A 17,730-nucleotide genomic window follows, 5' to 3' on the forward strand; every position below is an offset into this window, starting at 1 on the left:
AACAATGAAACAAATAAAAAATATAGTTGAGTCAAAAGAAGGTAAAAGAATCGTGTTTATAGCTGTCGGTATTTTCATCGCAATGTTCAGTTTTATTTTTTACTCGCTATTTTTTCATCGCAATACGGATGAAAACGCAGGATCTACTACAAATAGTGAACCCTTGTCTGTAAATGAGCAAAAAAAAGAGGACCTAAATTTAGTGGAAAAAAACGAAGCCTTAGTCTATAGAGGGATTTGGTACTCTGATCGAGCGGATGGCATGGTCTTAGAATTAAAAAATGATGGGACCTATCAGAGTACTGATTGGCTCTCAACCGGTAATTATCGCTTGGTGGATACAAAACTTGTGTTGACCGACAAAGACGAGAAGGAAGTTACTTTTGAGCTGATGACCAGGCTAGGGGAAACGATCTTCTTTTATAAAGACAATGAGGGGGACATTACCTATTTCTATCCAAGTGTTGAATTGATGGAGAAAGCAAAAGAAATGATGGATTCTGGTGGTGATGAAGTGAATGAGATGATTAGTCAGAAATGGAATGACGTGTTACTTCAAGGTAGTTGGACAGGTACAACGATGAATAGTCAAGTGTTGATTGATTTCACAGAAGATACATTTGTTCAACGAAAAGTGGATGACGGAGACGAAATAAGTCGAACTTTTTACTATCGAGTCATTTCTGAAGATATTTCTGAGACGTCATGTGTGTTAGAACTGTCAGTCACCGATGAAAATTCAGCAGTTAAAAAATTTGAAATCACATTAGAAGAAACAGAATTTGGGTATCGCATGAATTCCCTCCCAGGAATGTTTTTATGGGTAAATAATTACGAAAAACCACATCAAGCAGTGCGATTAACTCAAACAGGTGTATATAGGGAAGAAAATACATCTTTAGAACAGTTGCTTGAACATCGCTTAAATGGTTAATCGACTCTTAAAAAATTCTTCGTTGAATGGAGGAGACCGATGTTTTATAAAAAATATGAAGACTATCTTAAAGAATATCTAAACAAAGATATTTCAATAAAATCAGTAAAACCTCATGAAGAAAAAATATTCAATGAGTTTCAAGCAAAAGCAATATTGGATAGCAACTCTGAAACTTTGAGAGAAGAATTCCACTTCGTTCTAGACTTGATTTCTTCACGAAAAGAAGTGAATGAAGAAAAGACAAATGATTTAAAAAAATCATTTGAAAGAATGATCCAAGGCATTGATCCATCAGACTATAATGCGCTGAGATTCTCCATATATAAATCGCGGATGATGGTCTTAAAAGAAAATATACGTGAGCGAGAAACAAGTTCAAAAGAAGTGCCACCTACTTTTACGTCGAACACATCATTACAAGCATCTGATGAATTGGTAAGTCCTAAATTAGTGGCGGAACAGGAAAAAAGATTTGCAGAACAAGCAACACTCAATAAAAGAGACAACGGAAAGCAAGAAGCTTTATCCAATGAGCAGATAAAAGAGAATGTCGCGACGTACGTAAATTTGGCCCATACTACGAATCAATCTACAAAAGAAGAACAGCACCAAAGACCTAAAGTGAGTGATTTAAAAGAACGATTTGAAAAAGAACGTTCTTATAATAAAGAACCCCATTCAGCTGAAGTACCATCAGGGACAGTCAACCGATTGCGCCAATACTATGAAGGTCTGAATCATTCAACAAATGATCATTCACCATTAGAAAGTCAAAAGTCGTCTAGATGGAGAACCTCGCAAACGAATGATTCACAGAATGTTCAAAATAGGCAAAATCAACCGACAGATCGACAGAACCAAAGAAATGAAGGAACATCATCTTATCAAAAATCTCCTCCATTAAAAGGTACTAGCGAGTTTGTGCGTAGAGGATACGAACGTACAGTCTATACGAATGAATCATCACCCACAAATAAAGCAGAGCCGGATCAAACCGGCATGACGAACGAAGAACTTCAAAGACGACGAGACCGGTTTGGCAATATGCCTGGACCAAGTAACGAACCACCAGTCATAAAGAGAACAACCCAAAGCGAACCGGATAATTATCAGACAGCTACTTATCAAAATCCACCTAGGCAGCAACGAAGTAGTGAGCTAGTGCAAGAAGGTCAAGCTAGTAGGATAGATAACAATGATTCATTGAGGACAAACAATGCAGAATGGAGTCAAACTGGTAGGGCGAACGAAGAATTTCAAAGATATCGAGACCGATTTGGCAATATGCCTGGACCAAGTAATGAACCACCAGTCATAGAGAGAACAACCCAAAGCGAACCGTATAATTATCAGACAGTTGCTTATCAAAATCCACCTAGGCAGCAACGAAGTAGTGAGCTAGTACATGAAGGTCAAACTAGTAGGATAGATAACAATGACTCATTAAGGACAAACAATGTAGAACTGAATCAAACTGGGAGGGCAGACGAAGAATTTCAAAACCTTTTTGCTCGATTTGAAAATCAGACTAGTACAAGCAATGAACCATCGTTTTCCAAGAAAAAGAGTCGTGGAGAGAATGAACATCAAGGAACTTCTTATCAAAGAGCTACCACCCTGCATGGCAGTAGCGAAATCGTACGTAAAGGAAACGGAAGTGCAGTTCATACGAATGATTCAGCATCTGCAAACGAAACAAAATCGAATCAAAACGACATGACGAACGAAGAATTTCAAAACCGTCGCACTCGATTCGAAAATTCCAGTGTAAAAAGTGATAACCACCTTGCATCAGAATCCACGGGTCGAGTGAAAGCAGTGAGAGATCAGTTTGAAAATCCGAACGCCTTTAGCAATGAACGATCAATTCCAGAACCCACGGGTCAAGTGAGAGCAGCGAGAGAACGGTTCGAAAAAGCGAATGTCCTTCGTGATAAGCGACCAGCTCCAGAATCCACGGGACGAGTGAGAGCAGCGAGAGAACGGTTCGAAAAAGCGAATGTCCTTCGTGATGAGCGACCAGCTCCAGAATCCACGGGACGAGTGAAGGCAGCGAGCGATCAGTTTGAAAAAGCGAACGATCATCCTAATGAGCGACCAGCTCCAGAATCCACGGGACGAGTGAGAGCAGCGAGAGAATGGTTCGAAAAAGCGAATATCCTTCGTGATGAGCGACCAGTTCCAGAATCCACGGGACGAGTGAGAGCAGCGAGAGAACGGTTCGAAAAAGCGAATATCCTTCGTGATGAGCGACCAGTTCCAGAATCCACGGGACGAGTGAGAGCAGCGAGAGAACGGTTCGAAAAAGCGAATGTCCTTCGTGATGAGCGACCAGTTCCAGAATCCACGGGTCAAGTGAGAGCAGCGAGCGACCGGTTTGAAAAAGCAAATGAGTTTTCTAACAACCGCCCATTTCCAGAATCCACGGGTCAAGTGAGAGCAACGAGAGACCGGTTTGAAAAAGCGAATGAGTTTTCCAACGACCGCCCAGTTCCAGAACCCACGGGACAAGTGAAAGCAGCGAGAGATCGGTTTGAAAAAGCGAATGAGTTTTCTAACGACCGCCTTGCTCCAGAATCCACGGGTCGAGTTGAAGCGATGCGAAGACAGCACGAGTCCAGAACTGGGAGAGAAACTGAAGCTAGTGTCTCTAATGAAACATTACAGCAACAAAATGGCTTGGCTAATGAAAGATTTCGTCAACGCCAAAACCAATTTGAAAATCCTGCTGGAACAAGTAGTGATGGCCCAAAATCGGAAGAAAGTGTTACATCCGATCAGCTAGATCGTAGAAAAGAATCAAGCAACCAACCTACTGCTCTCTCTGCTGATCAAACAGGTATTGTTGATGGTAACACAAAAAAAATCCGTGAATTGTTAGCTGATAAACTCAAATTTAATCCAATAGAGAAAGAACCACCTGAAACAAACACTCAAACAGATAGTTCCAACGTGCCAGTAGAGGAATCTTCCTCAGACACTCAAAACAGCCAAATGAGAAATCAGATGAGTGAAGGTGGGGAACCGAAACCAACAAAACTGGATGAAGCGAGTATAGTCACTCGAGGAATGGATAAAAAACGGTCGGAAAACACAACTGATTCTTTAGATAAACTTGGAATAGACGCGAGTAGTGATACTTTTGGCTTGAATGAAAATGCTTCAGAAAAAACGGATAAAACTACAGAAACCGATTTTATGGATGACGATATAGAATTGCCAGAGTCAGGACCGCATACACAAAAAAAGAAAATCCACACAAAAAAAAGCCGAGCCATTCAAATCGGAAGAATTTTGTTGAACTTACTACCATTAGCATCTTGGCCATTGATCAGCATGTGGGTAACTGGCATTTTAGGTATCGTTCCAATCTACTTTGCTATGTATGGGCTACCACTAACTCTGTTCATTTACGGTACGGTTTTGGCTGCCTTTTATGGGCCAAAACTCATCAACTATATTCGTAAACTTCGTTCTAGAATACAAAACTACCGCCAAGCAGAACGAAATCGACAGAGAAACTTAAAAGATCGAGTGATTGATCCAAAAGAAAAATCAATTCAAAGAGAAACTGCTGCTCATGAGAAAGAAACAGCAAAAACAAAAAAACAGAATCACGCATCAGAAAAAGTTGGTTTTGAAAATCCAGAAAAAGACAAATCTGTAAAGGGCTATTTTAAAAGAAATTGGAAATCTTTTGCGATCATCATTGGTGTTGGCTTAGCTGTAGCAGGAATTGGTATTGCACTGACACCAGTAGTAGCACCATATATCTTTGCGGCGGCCACTTCAACTCCTTTATTTATGTACAAAGCAACTTCAGTTATTGCAATGGCACTTGCGGTTTCCTTTGGTGTGACTGCCTTGAGTAAAGGACTGCATGCACTACAAAGAAAGTTTTATAAAAAAGAAAATCAAACATTAGAAACCACGACACAAAAAGAAACAATCGAAAAAAATTCTTTAGAGGTAGATAAGGATTTTGATAAAGTCTATGAAAAAGTGGATAAGGATGATCGTGCACCTGCCCATGATAATTCTTCAATAGAAAGTGCTGGATCAAAAGAAGATAGAATAAAACTCGCTAGTAATGAAACGAAGTCAATGGAAAAAAGTCCATATGCATGGGTCTATGGTCAAGAGACAGAAAATAAAGCACAAAATGAATCGAATCGTTCAAGTCGGAAGAATTCGTTCAATACCCATGAAACACTTCATGTAAAAGCGGATATTCATGAGCCACCGTCACAGTCATTACGTGAAAACCGTGCGACGAATCAATTAAGTGAAGCCGCAAGATATCAGGTAGATAATAGGAAATCTGAAAGTAATCCACAAATTGCTGAACAGAATAAAGGAATCAATCGTCAGCCAGCCGTCAAAGAGGCATTTGATTCAATCAAACAAAAAGCAATTTCAAAGAGTAATAATGTCAGTGGCAAGCCCCTACTGAAAGGTCAAATATCTTTTGAAAAATAGAGAATACGGAGTGATTCAATGAATAAAATCAAACTTATGAGCATATTTAGCGTCATCTTGTTGCTCTTGCATTTTCCAGTGAGTGTTTATGCTGTTCTTAATCCTATTTTTAATCCTGAGATGCTCAATGAAAACCATCAAGGAAAGACCTTGCGAGCATGGTTGTATGACGAAGGAGAAAACGCAATCTCTCAACAAATCAAGGCTATACCACAAGTAGATGGTTCTTTGGGGGTGGATATGGGGGATAGTGTGAGTTTTTCGATTGATATTCCTACCTACGCCTTAGTGGCAGACCGAGGTGGCTGGATTCCAACACTGACGGGAGGTAAGAGTGGAAATGTGTTTGTACCCAATTATTTTTATAAAGAGATGCGTTATGAAAAGGCACCAAATCTGACAGGTGATTTTAGCATAGGTGAGGTGACCGCGTCAAATCTTCCTTTGGGAGTGACCATTAGTAGAGTCGTTGGCTCGACTACGGGAAATTTTACAAAAGTTGATGTGACAGTTACTAGGACTCAGGTGAGTGATATAAATGGTCATACTAACTCAATCAATCTTAACTTGAGTTCGCTTTATTTAGATACATGGGCGAGTGAAACACCAAATTCTAATTCTCCTGGACAAAGTCCGATGAATGTAGGGGGCATCACACTTACTAATCTTAATTTAGGCACATTGTCACTGCGAACAAAAAATTCAATCAGAGTGAGATATATCGATGAGGCAGGAAATGATCTCCAAGAGCAGCTGGTCGAACAAATGGAGGTTGGTCAAAACTATGCGTATACACCTCCAGCCATTCCGGGATATACCTATAGCAGATTATCACCTGGAAGCGTAAGTGCTTCCGGTCAGATGGTAGCTGGTTCGGAAAGACTTGTTGAATTTGTCTATACAAAGAATCCAACGGTAGGCGGAGCAATCACAGTGAACCATGAATTTATCGGTGATCCGACTAAGAATACGAGTGAGCGATTCACGGATGTCGGTAATGTAGGCGATCGATTTGATTTGACGCCTAGAACAGAAGTTGGCTGGCAAGTAAAAGGTGAGTTGCCACAAGTGACAGTGACGGAACAAGCACAAACAGTAACCATCCAATATGAACGTCAAACCGGCGGAGCAATCACAGTGAACCATGAATTTATCGGTGATCCGACTAAGAATACGAGTGAGCGATTCACGGATGTCGGTAATGTAGGCGATCGATTTGATTTGACGCCTAGAACAGAAGTTGGCTGGCAAGAACAAGCACAAACAGTAACCATCCAATATGAACGTCAAACCGGCGGAGCGATCACAGTGAACCACGAAAAGGTGAATTGCCACAAGTAACAGTGACGGAACAAGCACAAACAGTAACCATCCAATATGAACGTCAAACCGGCGGAGCAATCACAGTGAACCATGAATTTATCGGTGATCCGACTAAGAATACGAGTGAGCGATTCACGGATGTCGGTAATGTAGGCGATCGCTTTGAGTTGACGCCTAGAACAGAAGTTGGCTGGCAAGTAAAAGGTGAGTTGCCACAAGTGACAGTGACGGAACAAGCACAAACAGTAACCATCCAATATGAACGTCAAACCGGCGGAGCAATCACAGTGAACCATGAATTTATCGGTGATCCGACTATGAATAGCAGTGAGCGAATCACAGATGTTGGCTATGTGGGCGATCGATTTGACTTGAAACCTAGAATAGAAGCCGGGTGGCGAGTAAAAGGTGAATTGCCACAAGTGACAGTGACGGAACAAGCACAAACAGTAACCATCCAATATGAACGTCAAACCGGCGGAGCGATCACAGTGAACCACGAATATATCGGTGATCCGACTATGAATAGCAGTGAGCGATTCACAGACGTAGGAAATGTGGGCGATCGCTTTGAGTTGACACCTAGAACGGAATCCGGTTGGCAAGTAAAAGGTGAATTGCCACAAGTGACAGTGACGGAACAAGCACAAACGGTAACGATCCAATACGAGCGTAAAGTTGGCGGTCAAGTAGTCGTCAACCACATTTTTGAGGAAGCACCTGAAAAAAATCGAATGGACATTCTACTTGGACGTTGGGGAGAAGCTTTTAAGGCGGAGCCAATGCAAATAGCTGGTTGGGAAGTGAAAGAAACCATCGGCCAACCTACAGGTGTATTTACAGATGAGGAGCAAGAGATAAATTTCATCTATGTTAGAAATGAGGAGCAGCCGATACCAGAGGAAGACAAACCTAATGATAATAAGGAAAAGCACCCTGAAACAAAACCGGTGGACCAAACAACTGACAAAAAAACTTCAACTAAAAAGAATGATGGGGTCGCAATCAGAAGAAAAGAAGAGAAGCGTTCGCTACCAAGATTGAATAGTCAAGCAGGAATTTCCTTAACTGTAGTAGGGACGTCAATCGTTGCATTTGTCTTTTGGAAACAACTAAAAAAGCGAACTAAATGTAAAAATAAATGATACCAAACGTTTGATTTAAAGGAGGAGTTCGATGATCACCAATGAACAGCCAGATCCAGAGGTAAAAATGCTACAAAAAACATCCTTGAAAACGCCTAAATTTGGTTTTATGGGACTAAAATATTTAGGACGATTTGTCGTCAAAGTGACGAAGATGATCAAAAATAGAATCACAAAAAAGAAAGAAAAAGAGCAATCACCTTTAGAAGCATTTGCTAATACGACGAAGGCAGCTAAAAAACAACCTGTCAAGCTGGAAGCTGCGAAAGAAAAAGCGCCTGTTGTAAAAAATATCGCAACAAAAACCAATCGGAACCTTTTTCAGTTTTTATACAAATTAGGGACGAACTTCATGAAGGTTGATCTTTTAAAAAGTATAAAAACACTAGGTATCAGTGCAACATCCTCTCAACGAAGAATCAAATCTGCCGAAGTCAAAACAGTGAAAGCGGCAAAACAACAATCCGTTGCTAAAGTCAAAAAATTAAGTTTTGCTACAGTAAAAAAAGAGGCGATCAGTAAAAGTAATAAAATCAATCAATTATCAAAAAATAATCAGTTAACAAGAAGACCATCATTGCAAAGATCATAAGGAATTTTCATGATCAATTTGAACCATCCTGATTGGAGGAGAAAGAATGGAACATGAGCGTATGAGTGATGAACAACGAAGAATCGGCCGCGAAACTAAGCGAATCCAAACAATGAAAAGGATAGAAGAAAACAAGAGAGAGCAAGAACGCGTTTATTTGGAGAGTGTTCGATCGTCAGAGGGATTCAAACGTTCGTTACTAAAGAAAAATAAAAAATAGGAAATAAGTCATTTTGTTCATAAATAATTTCGCAAAGACAGATAAAGGATTTCTTTAAGAAAGTGGGAATGATAATGGATGAACAACTCGCAAAATTAAACCAAAAAATTGCACGTATAAAAGATATCAATGATCCTGAATATGATCGCTTAGTAGCAGAGAGAAATAAGCTGCGACAACAAATCACTGCACAGAATGAAAGACAGTCAACCGCTACATCTAGTACCTCTATAGCTACTGAGGTAAAATCAGACCCTGAGAAGATTGAGCAATTAACGGAAAAAATCTCACGGAAACAAGCCCAAATAGACCGCCTCAAAGATTTGAGTGATCCTCGCTATGAACAATATGAAGCGGAGAAAGCACAGTTGATTCAAGAAAGAGAAGCAGAAAGACTTAAATCAGATCAGGGTAGTAAATCGACAAAAAGAATAGACGTATCTAACCAAATGAAAGAGACGGCACCAATCGTTCAAGCAGATTTAAAACAAGCCAAAAAAATGATCCATCATGAACTTGATGATCAATTTGAAAAATTATCTGTTTTTTTTGATCAATATAAATTTCAGTATGATTCAGCAAAAGATGAAAAAAATATCAATGAGTTAGGTGATAAAATCGCAATGCATAAAAAAAGATATGACTTGAAGATGGATGCTAGTTTCAAGGATTCGGATTTTTATGGCAGGTTTAAACAACATCAAACACAAAGTGAATTAGCACTTGGTAATTTCATTGAAAACTGGAAAGAAAATCAAGGATACTATCGAGATACTCATTCCGTTTTTGAAAACATCCATGAATTAAAAGAAACAATTATAAAAAATCATAGTTTAGAGAAATACAGTATGAAAGTCATCACGAAACAAAATGAATTAACCGAATTACAAAGTAAAAAACAGCGAATCAATTTTTTTAGTAAGTATATTTTTAACCGCGCAAAATATCGTCAATTAAAAAATCAGATCAGTGAATTGAAAAATGACTTAAATATCGCACAAAAAGCTCGATTACTAGCCATGAAAGGCGATTATTCAAAGGCAGAGGCTTTATTCAATGTGAGTGATCGCACGGGGACGTCTCATGAAGTGAAGCAACGAAGACTGACGCAAAAAACATTAACACCTTCCTTAGCGACAAATATCGCCGGTCCCAGTAAGCTACAAAACAAAATGGAAGCAAGCGTAAACAAATCAGCAGAAATCATGCAACGCAAAAGTTCAGAGAAATTGCGTAGTTCTTCCCCTAAAGAGCAACGCGCATAAAAAAAGTATCTCTAATCGCTAAAAATTTTATCGATTAGAGATATCAATGATTAATTGTCTGATGAATAGTCACGTTGTTAATTTATAAGAACTCTAACAAAGAAAGAATATTCGCTTGTTGCAACAGCTAAAAGTTAAGGAGTACCAATGAAAAGCAAAATAAATAGTAAAAAAATAATCATCTTAATGACTGTATTAGTGATTCTTTTGACCCATCTACCTTTTCATTTTGCCTATGGATCAGAAACTAGTGAACTTACACCCGAAAGCCAAAATGATCCAAGTTTAGGAGTAGAGAGAAATGCAACAATTACATTTGAAACAAGCCCTTCAGAAGGTGGTAGACCTAGTTCTATACCTCGTATAACTCTGCCAGGGGGAAGTTTATTATACACTATCAGTGCAAATCCGAACCAAGGGTTTCGTTTTGTTCGATGGGAGCTAATCAACGGATGGAATGCTTCGATAGGCAATCTAAATGCAGAAACAACAAGTCTTACTATCTCTACTGGTGGCCCTATAGGACCACCAGTGCATGAGACGATAACGATACGAGCAATATATGAGAGGGTTTACAATTTAACTTTCCAATCTTCTCCAAATGCTGGAGGAAATCCAAGAGCGGATAAAGCAATACTGGCACAAGGTGAAACGACCACGATCCATGCCAACGTTTCGAATGGATATCGCTTTGTTCAATGGGAACTTGTTTCTGGAAACACGACTATCGCAAACCGAACGAGTCAAAGTACATTCATTACGATGGGGGCAGGAGATTCGTCCATTCGAGCAGTCTATGAACAAATCACTCATAGTGTGAGTGTGCAGGCCAATCCAACGATTGGTGGCAATCCTACGGTTTCAGCTTCATCCGCTGCCCAAGGAGCAACCATCAATTTGAATGCGAATCCAGCTGTCGGATATCGGTTTGTCAATTGGCAGTTTCTAACCCAAAACGGAGCGACGATTACAAACAGTAATCTTGCGAATACCAGTTTACGAATGGGTACGGGACCTGTGAGCGTTCAAGCCAATTATGAACGCTTGCAACAAGGCAGTGTCGTCGTAAGGTATGTGGACGAAGAGGGTAATGAGATAGCTCAAAGCGATATTTTAACGGGATTTAGCGGAGAAGCATATCGTACAGAAGCAAAAGAAATCGAAGGGTGGGAATTGCTTGTTGCACCGGAAAATGCAACAGGGGTTTTCACGAATGTTGAGCAAATAGTCACCTATACTTATCGGAAGAACCAGCAGTTATGGGGAACTGTCCCTTGGGAATACGACGAGGCAACGAAAACGATCCATTTGTATGGTGGAATCGGTGGATCGGTCCCAGAAGCGCCATGGAAAAGCCATTCCGAAGTTGAAACGATCATTGTCACCAACGAGGTATTTTTACCGGAAAATAGCGCATCTCTTTTTAACGGAGCAAGACAGTTAGAAAGTATTGAAGGTGTAGGGAATTTTAATACATCTAAGGTAACGAATATGGATGAGATGTTTGCCCATACTTTGGCGCTAAAAGAGCTAGATATTAGTCAATGGGATGTGTCTAATGTAACTAGCATGAGTCACACATTTGCTTGGATGACCAATTTAAGAAAGCTAGATGTCAGTCAATGGGATGTGTCAAATGTGACAACGTTGACTCATGCATTTGCGTGGACATCCAACCTTGTTGATATAGATGTTAGTCAATGGAATGTTGGTAAGGTTTCTAGCATGAGCAATTTATTTATGTCTTCCTTTTCGCTAACTGAATTAGACTTGAGCAATTGGGACACAAGAAATAAAGATATCAGGGGCATGTTCTATCTTGCATCAAGACTTTCATCCCTTAAATTAGGAAAAGAAACAGTTATCGGAAATACCAGCTTACGAACTATCGTTCCGACAGCGGAATATACAGGACGATGGGTGCTTGAAGAAAGCTTGGATAGTTCAGTTCGAACAATCACGTTTGAGAATTCAAACGAATTTATGGCAAATTATGACGGAAATCATCCAGGAACTTATGTATGGGAACGTTCTCGTCCGGAAGAATTAGTGGCAGCATTAGAGCCATTAAGTGACCAATCAACAGCAATCACTGGCTGGATGACAGAAGTAACGGATAATCGAACGATCACCTATCAAAATACAGCGGGACAAACAGTCACTGTAACTAAAGAATCACCGAGGATCAAGTGGGGAGATTACCAAGATGCAGATCAACGGATTCGACAGTTTGAGATACCCTTAGCAGAAAATGAGCGTTTAGCAACAGACACAGAGGTAACGCTCACTGTTGCTAAACCATCCGTCGAAACAACTGGTGATTTGACGATTGACAAAAAGGTAATCAAAGGTCTCGACTACACTGCAAATCACTTCACTTTGGAGCGTAAGAAGTTAGAGGCATTAACCAGTCAAGCAGAACTCCATGAATTGATTCTGAAGGAAAGTCAGGCAACAGCACACGATGTTTTGACACAGGACGATCGCAGTCAGGAAATTAAAATCGTGGCTACAGATTTAACCAAGGATGAAGTGGACGATGGCACGTATTTCGCTACATTTCAAGTAGGGAACAAAGCCTATCAATTTACAATAGGCATTGATGTTAATTCGAAGATCCATCATCTAAAAGTTTCCATACCGACGAAAATGGTGTTCGAATCCCTCTACCAAGGCGAGGAAACTAATCGTGAATTTGTTAGTCCAGATTACGAGATCCGTAATCATTCAGATCTTTCTGTTGATACGTATGTAAATCAGTTCATTATTGAAGATGATGCAGGGGTCACCTTGTTAAGGGAGGATGAAAATCCTTTAGATCACGCGCCATTGCAAGAAGGACAACCGAAAAACTTCTCTGATATCAAACAACCACTATTGGAATTACAGTTGATGTCTAATGAAACCAAAATTTCTTTATATGGACGAAGAAGTGAACAACGCTTGGCACAAGTTGCACCATACTCAAGTGTCCCTTTCCATTTGACCGGTCGATTTTATGGGCCCTATCCTAAGTGGATCTCGGAAAGTGACAATGAACAAGGGGGCTATTATCAAGATTCATTCGTTCCTACCTATCGTATGATTTTACGATTTGTTCCCAGATAGAGGGCATAAATGTACGAGATAAAAGAATGATAATAACTAGGAGACGTTCAACCAATGAGTAAAACAAAACGAAGGAATCAACAAAAGAAACGACGGAAGAACGGCGTCTTATTATTGTTTGTTTTTTTAATGGTGATGGCTGTTGCTAGTTGGTATTGGTTTAGTCACGAAGGACCCACTCCAGTTATCAGCGCGGATTTGTTACCTGAAATCGGTGATGCGAGTGATCTACGGATTTCTGAGCGTGCGCAAGAACTAGCAGATGCAAATTATTTCACCTTGCAGATCAACCCAGAAGCAGTTTTCGAAAATGGCAGAAGTCGTGGATCGATCGAAATCGTCAATCCTGGCACGAATGTTTATCCGATTGCGGTCGATATCACGATCAATGATACGAAAGAAGTGATTTATTCTTCTGGCGCGATTTATCCCAATCAATTGATTGAAGAGGTGTATTTGAAGCGACCTTTAGAAAAAGGAGAATATCCTGCAACAGCGACAGTCAGTATCTATGATCCAGAAACCAAAGAAAAACAAGGCGTAACCGAAGCAGAAATTAGCATATTGATAAAAAATTAATCCAATTTAAGTGAGGCTACCTAAATGAAAAAAGCAACAAAATTAGTATTAAGTATTCTAACAATTACAGGAGTATGTATTAGTGGAATTACCGCTTTTGCTAGTCCAGTCCAAACCATCGATGGGCGAGAAGGCGCAACTTCTGGAGATATCACTATAAAGGGGATCATCGGTGAATTTGATAATACAAAGCCTGGTCCAAATCCAGAAAATCTCGATCAATGGATCAATGTGACCCTACCGACGACAGCTATTTTCCGGACAACAGAAGAATCTGAGCATAAAAAGATTACTTCTCCGGCTTATCACGTGACGAACCATTCTGCGCTAAGTGTGCGAGCTTCCGTTTCAAATGTGACAGAAGTCAAAGAAATGAGCGAAGTGGATCGACTAATGATCAATACGATCGAATTATTTAAAGACGGAGTTTCGACAGTTGCAGCTACGCCTTTATTCACCTTATCTGGTAATGAGGGGAATCATACGGTTGGTAACTTCCGATTTAGTGGGGATGCGGCACCGAAAAATGCTTCCGTAGAAAGTAATCCGAGTTTTAAACTAGTATTAAATTTTGCAGTAGAGGAATAAAGTAAATGGAAAATCTACTATCAGATAGTAAGATGAGGAAGTCTAGAAGTAAAAAATGGCAAATTTTATCGGTACTACACATACTTCTTATTATCAGCTTATCCTTTTCAACCCTAGTTAAGGCAGAAGAGGTGCAATCCACTCACAATATCAGAGTATCTGGTACGATTGGATCGACTGTTGAAGAAACAAAAGAAACAAATAAGCATCAGACACTAGTCGCAGATCTTTCTGCGATCACTCAAAAAAATCTACCGGAAACTGGAACAGTAGTAAATCAACGAATCGTTTTCTTAGGCTATCTATTGATTGGAATTTCTGGGGGAGTATTTTTGTTTTGTAGGAAACAAAAATATCCTATTGAATACTTTCAATGATCAAGCTAGTAGGGCAATGATCATTGAAAAATAACAGAAAACGAGTAAACAAAAAAGCCATCCGCAGAGGATGGCTTTTTTCTATTGGTCAATCACTACTGTTTCTTGACGAAGCTCGAGTAGAAGGTGCAGTTCGTGTCCCGCTGTCACCGCCAGCAGCATTTGTATCTTCAGAGCTTGATGGCGTAGCAGAGGATTCAGGTGGTGCTTCCTCGCTAGAAGAGGCTGGTGGTTCTGTAGAAGGCACACTACTTGGTTCAGTTGGTTCACTACTTGGTGGTGTCGACTGTTCAGAGCTACTAGGTTCAGTCGTTGAGCTTGTAGAAGTCTCAGGAACAGTTTCACTAGTTGAAGAGTCTGGAACAGGAGTTACAGGGACGACCGCAGATGAAGAAGGAATCGTCGTTGAAGGCACCGTAGCGTTTGAATTGCCAGATGATGATGCATTTCTAAAGAATAATTCACCACCAGAACGGTACAGTCCGCTAGGCATCGTCCAATCCGTATTTGTCACATTTGCGGAGACAAATTTCATCAATTCGCGATAAACATCTGAAGCTACATCTGTTCCAGTGGAAGTGATCGGAGTCATTTTATCATTGTATCCCGTCCACACAGAAATTGCATAATTCGGTGTGTAACCAGCAAATAAAATATCTGGATAAACGCCCGTTGAGGTACCTAACTTAGCATATTCCTCGTCCGTATAATTAGATGTTCCTGTTTTACCTGCTTGAATCAACCCTGGGATTGCGGCATTCGTACCAGTTCCGCGAGTAATCGTATCTTTCAAGATGTCAGTAACCATATACGCTGTTTCTTCAGACATCGCTCTCGTTCCTTCTGGTTCAAACGTTTCTTCAGTGCCATCTTGGAAAACGATCCGATTAACGTATTGTGGTTTATAGTAAGTGCCACCGTTTGCTAAGGCAGCGTATGCTGCGGCCATTTTTTCAGAAGAAGCACCGTATTTTGTACCATCTTGTTGTTCAGTATTACTTGAAATCGCATTTGACTGATGGATCGTGCTATATTCGATCCCTAAGCTACTCAAGAATTCTGCGACTTTATCTGCGCCAACTTCATTGAAGAGCTTGACTGCCGGGACGTTTCTTGAAAGGTATAACGCTTGGCGCAAGGTGACCATTCCCATGTAACGGTTGTCCCAGTTCGAAACAGGAATAGAAGTTCCTTCATAATTGTAAGGTGCATCGGCGATCAATTTGCCAGTAGAATAGTTCAATTCTTCAAATGCTGGCGCGTAGTCAGTGATCGGTTTCATGGTTGAACCAAAGTCACGAGAGGTATTAACAGCCAAGTTATTACCTAAAGCGACATCATCCGGAATGTTTCTTCCACCGATCTGCGCGGTGACTTGTCCAGTATTGACATCGATCAACGTAGTGGCAACTTGCATTTGATCATCTGGATATGCAACGTATTGATCTGTATTCACTACATCATATAAGTGTTTTTGGGCATTCAAGTCTAAGTTCGTATAAATATCTAAGCCATCGGTATAGACATTCTTGTCTGTTTTAGCATGGACTTCATTGATGACCTCTTTGACATAATTGTCGACGATCCGTGTATTAGTGTCTTCTTGGGTTAATTCTTGTAAACCATCCGTGATCGGTGTGTTGATCGCTGTATTGTACTCTGTTTGAGAGATTTTTTCGTTTTGGAGCATCGTGTACAAGACAGTGTCACGACGTTTTTTTGCTTGCTCTGGAAACTGGTAAGGATCATAAGCTGACGGTGCTTGAGGCATTCCTGCTAAAAGCGCGGTTTGCGGTAAATTCAATTCGCTTAATGTTTTTCCAAAGTAAGATTGAGCCGCTGTTTCCATGCCATAAAGACCGTTAGACATATAGACTTTATTGACATAATAGGTCAATATCTCTTGTTTTGATTTCGTTTGTTCCAGTCTGACAGCCATCCAAGCTTCTTGGGCTTTACGTCTGATTGTTTGGTCTTCGGTACTAGTTGAGAAGAAAGAGAGCTTGATCAGCTGCTGAGTCAACGTACTACCACCCTGTAAGCCGCCAGATGTAAAGTTGGATAATGCGGCACCGATGATCCGAACAGGGTCGACACCGATATGTTTGTAAAATCTTCGGTCTTCGACTGAAACGATGGCATCTTCAAGTGTCTTTGGCAGTTCGTTGGCAGAAATTTTCTCTCTTTTTTCCGCCCCTAGATCCTCAAACAACTCGCCATCTTTTGTATAAAGTTTTGACGAAACTGTTGCATCCAGTTTTTCGTCGGTCAAAGCAGGAGCATCTTTGGCATAAAACCAAAAAAGTCCGACCCCTGCGAGAAAAGCGACACAGATCAAGGAAAGACCAATTAAAAGAATACGTGTGATCAATCCTTTTCGATCTTTTCCAGTGCCTTTTTTCGTTGATTGTTTTCCTCTTTTCTTTGGAGAAGAAGAGGAGGTGCTTCTTTTAGAAGATCTCGTTTGATTAGTTGGCATTCTTTGGTTCTCCTTCATTAGATTCTAAGTACTGGTCGATTGCTTGCAAGTATGGAACACGAGGGGCAAAGCCACTTGGAATCTCGATTCCTAATTCTTCGATCAATGAAAGCGGCAAGGATTTTCTTCCTTGTGTCTGTTGTTCGTGCCAATAGTGGATTAAATGTGTACTATCTAAATAAAAACAACGCTGTAAGGTAGAAAACCATAAAAGGACAAAACAGATTCCTCCTTGTTTTTGACAAGCTTCCATATGTGAGATTTGATGGGGATGAAAATTTTTAAATGGAAATGAAGTTTTGTTTTTTGTCTCTTTTGCTTCAAAATCCAAATAGAAACCTCGATAGACACCGTTATAATCAGTTGTGGAAGCTTGTGTAAAATAAGCTTCTTTAATGACAGCGGCACTACGTCGAGGGTAGTCAACTTTTACGATTTGAACCGGTGTTGGCTTTTTATGGATAACGGCCATTTGATGTGCCAGGTAATACTCGTTGCTTTCATTGATGGCTTCTTCAAATCGCATCCCGCGATTGCCAAACTCCGTATTTGGGTTCCTTTTTACTTGTTTTTTTTCTTTGGACGAGGCATCCTTGATATAAGGACAGCCATTTGGATAGCGTAAAACCATGATCGAA

At 40.3% G+C, this 17,730-nt stretch carries 13 protein-coding genes; 11 read left to right on the forward strand and 2 right to left on the reverse strand.

Annotated elements, in window-relative coordinates; genetic code table 11:
• Positions 1-4: 4 nt before the first annotated feature.
• From IGK01_RS06330 to IGK01_RS06380, 11 genes are all read left to right on the forward strand, one after another.
• Positions 5-934 carry a hypothetical protein gene (locus IGK01_RS06330; protein ID WP_062805300.1) on the forward strand — a complete coding sequence of 310 codons (930 nt, stop codon included), beginning with the start codon at positions 5-7 and terminating at the stop codon, positions 932-934.
• Between the two features lie 39 nt (positions 935-973).
• Positions 974-5,416 carry a hypothetical protein gene (locus IGK01_RS06335; RefSeq protein WP_438840575.1) on the forward strand — a complete coding sequence of 1,481 codons (4,443 nt, stop codon included), beginning with the start codon at positions 974-976 and terminating at the stop codon, positions 5,414-5,416.
• A gap of 18 nt (positions 5,417-5,434) precedes the next feature.
• Positions 5,435-6,757, forward strand: coding sequence for a MucBP domain-containing protein (locus tag IGK01_RS06340; RefSeq protein WP_438840576.1), 1,323 nt, complete (start codon positions 5,435-5,437; stop codon positions 6,755-6,757).
• Positions 6,745-7,884, forward strand: a complete 1,140-nt coding sequence (locus tag IGK01_RS06345) for a MucBP domain-containing protein (protein WP_438840577.1) — start codon at positions 6,745-6,747, stop codon at positions 7,882-7,884. The genes IGK01_RS06340 and IGK01_RS06345 overlap by 13 nt, the downstream gene beginning before the upstream one ends.
• Before the next feature lie 31 nt (positions 7,885-7,915).
• Complete coding sequence (locus IGK01_RS06350) at positions 7,916-8,476, forward strand: hypothetical protein (protein ID WP_438840578.1); 561 nt, start codon at positions 7,916-7,918, stop codon at positions 8,474-8,476.
• A 46-nt stretch (positions 8,477-8,522) separates the two neighbouring features.
• Positions 8,523-8,696: a hypothetical protein gene (locus IGK01_RS06355; protein ID WP_023519596.1), complete on the forward strand. Its 174-nt coding sequence runs from the start codon at positions 8,523-8,525 to the stop codon at positions 8,694-8,696.
• 74 nt (positions 8,697-8,770) lie between these two features.
• Entirely contained in the window at positions 8,771-9,961 is a 1,191-nt protein-coding gene (locus tag IGK01_RS06360) for a hypothetical protein (RefSeq protein ID WP_224434705.1), read from the forward strand.
• Between the two features lie 147 nt (positions 9,962-10,108).
• Entirely contained in the window at positions 10,109-13,069 is a 2,961-nt protein-coding gene (locus IGK01_RS06365; RefSeq protein ID WP_438840579.1) for a BspA family leucine-rich repeat surface protein, read from the forward strand.
• 129 nt (positions 13,070-13,198) lie between these two features.
• Positions 13,199-13,648, forward strand: a complete 450-nt coding sequence (locus IGK01_RS06370; protein ID WP_371740692.1) for a hypothetical protein — start codon at positions 13,199-13,201, stop codon at positions 13,646-13,648.
• A 24-nt stretch (positions 13,649-13,672) separates the two neighbouring features.
• The gene (locus IGK01_RS06375) at positions 13,673-14,236 is read left to right on the forward strand and encodes a hypothetical protein (RefSeq protein ID WP_153829870.1); all 564 of its coding nucleotides are present in this window, start codon (positions 13,673-13,675) and stop codon (positions 14,234-14,236) included.
• Between the two features lie 5 nt (positions 14,237-14,241).
• On the forward strand, positions 14,242-14,613 hold the full coding sequence (locus IGK01_RS06380; protein ID WP_438840580.1) for a hypothetical protein: 372 nt from the start codon (positions 14,242-14,244) through the stop codon (positions 14,611-14,613).
• An 88-nt stretch (positions 14,614-14,701) separates the two neighbouring features.
• Here IGK01_RS06380 and IGK01_RS06385 read toward each other — a convergent pair whose 3' ends face one another.
• Both IGK01_RS06385 and recU read right to left on the reverse strand, forming a co-directional pair.
• Positions 14,702-17,092, reverse strand: a complete 2,391-nt coding sequence (locus IGK01_RS06385) for a PBP1A family penicillin-binding protein (RefSeq protein ID WP_023519603.1) — start codon at positions 17,090-17,092, stop codon at positions 14,702-14,704.
• The gene (recU, locus tag IGK01_RS06390) at positions 17,082-17,723 is read right to left on the reverse strand and encodes a Holliday junction resolvase RecU (RefSeq protein WP_438840581.1); all 642 of its coding nucleotides are present in this window, start codon (positions 17,721-17,723) and stop codon (positions 17,082-17,084) included. The genes IGK01_RS06385 and recU overlap by 11 nt, the downstream gene beginning before the upstream one ends.
• Positions 17,724-17,730 lie beyond the last annotated feature (7 nt).

This window comes from Enterococcus sp. AZ080 (assembly GCF_051714945.1).
In the GTDB taxonomy this organism is placed as follows: Bacteria; Bacillota; Bacilli; order Lactobacillales; family Enterococcaceae; genus Enterococcus_B; species Enterococcus_B pernyi.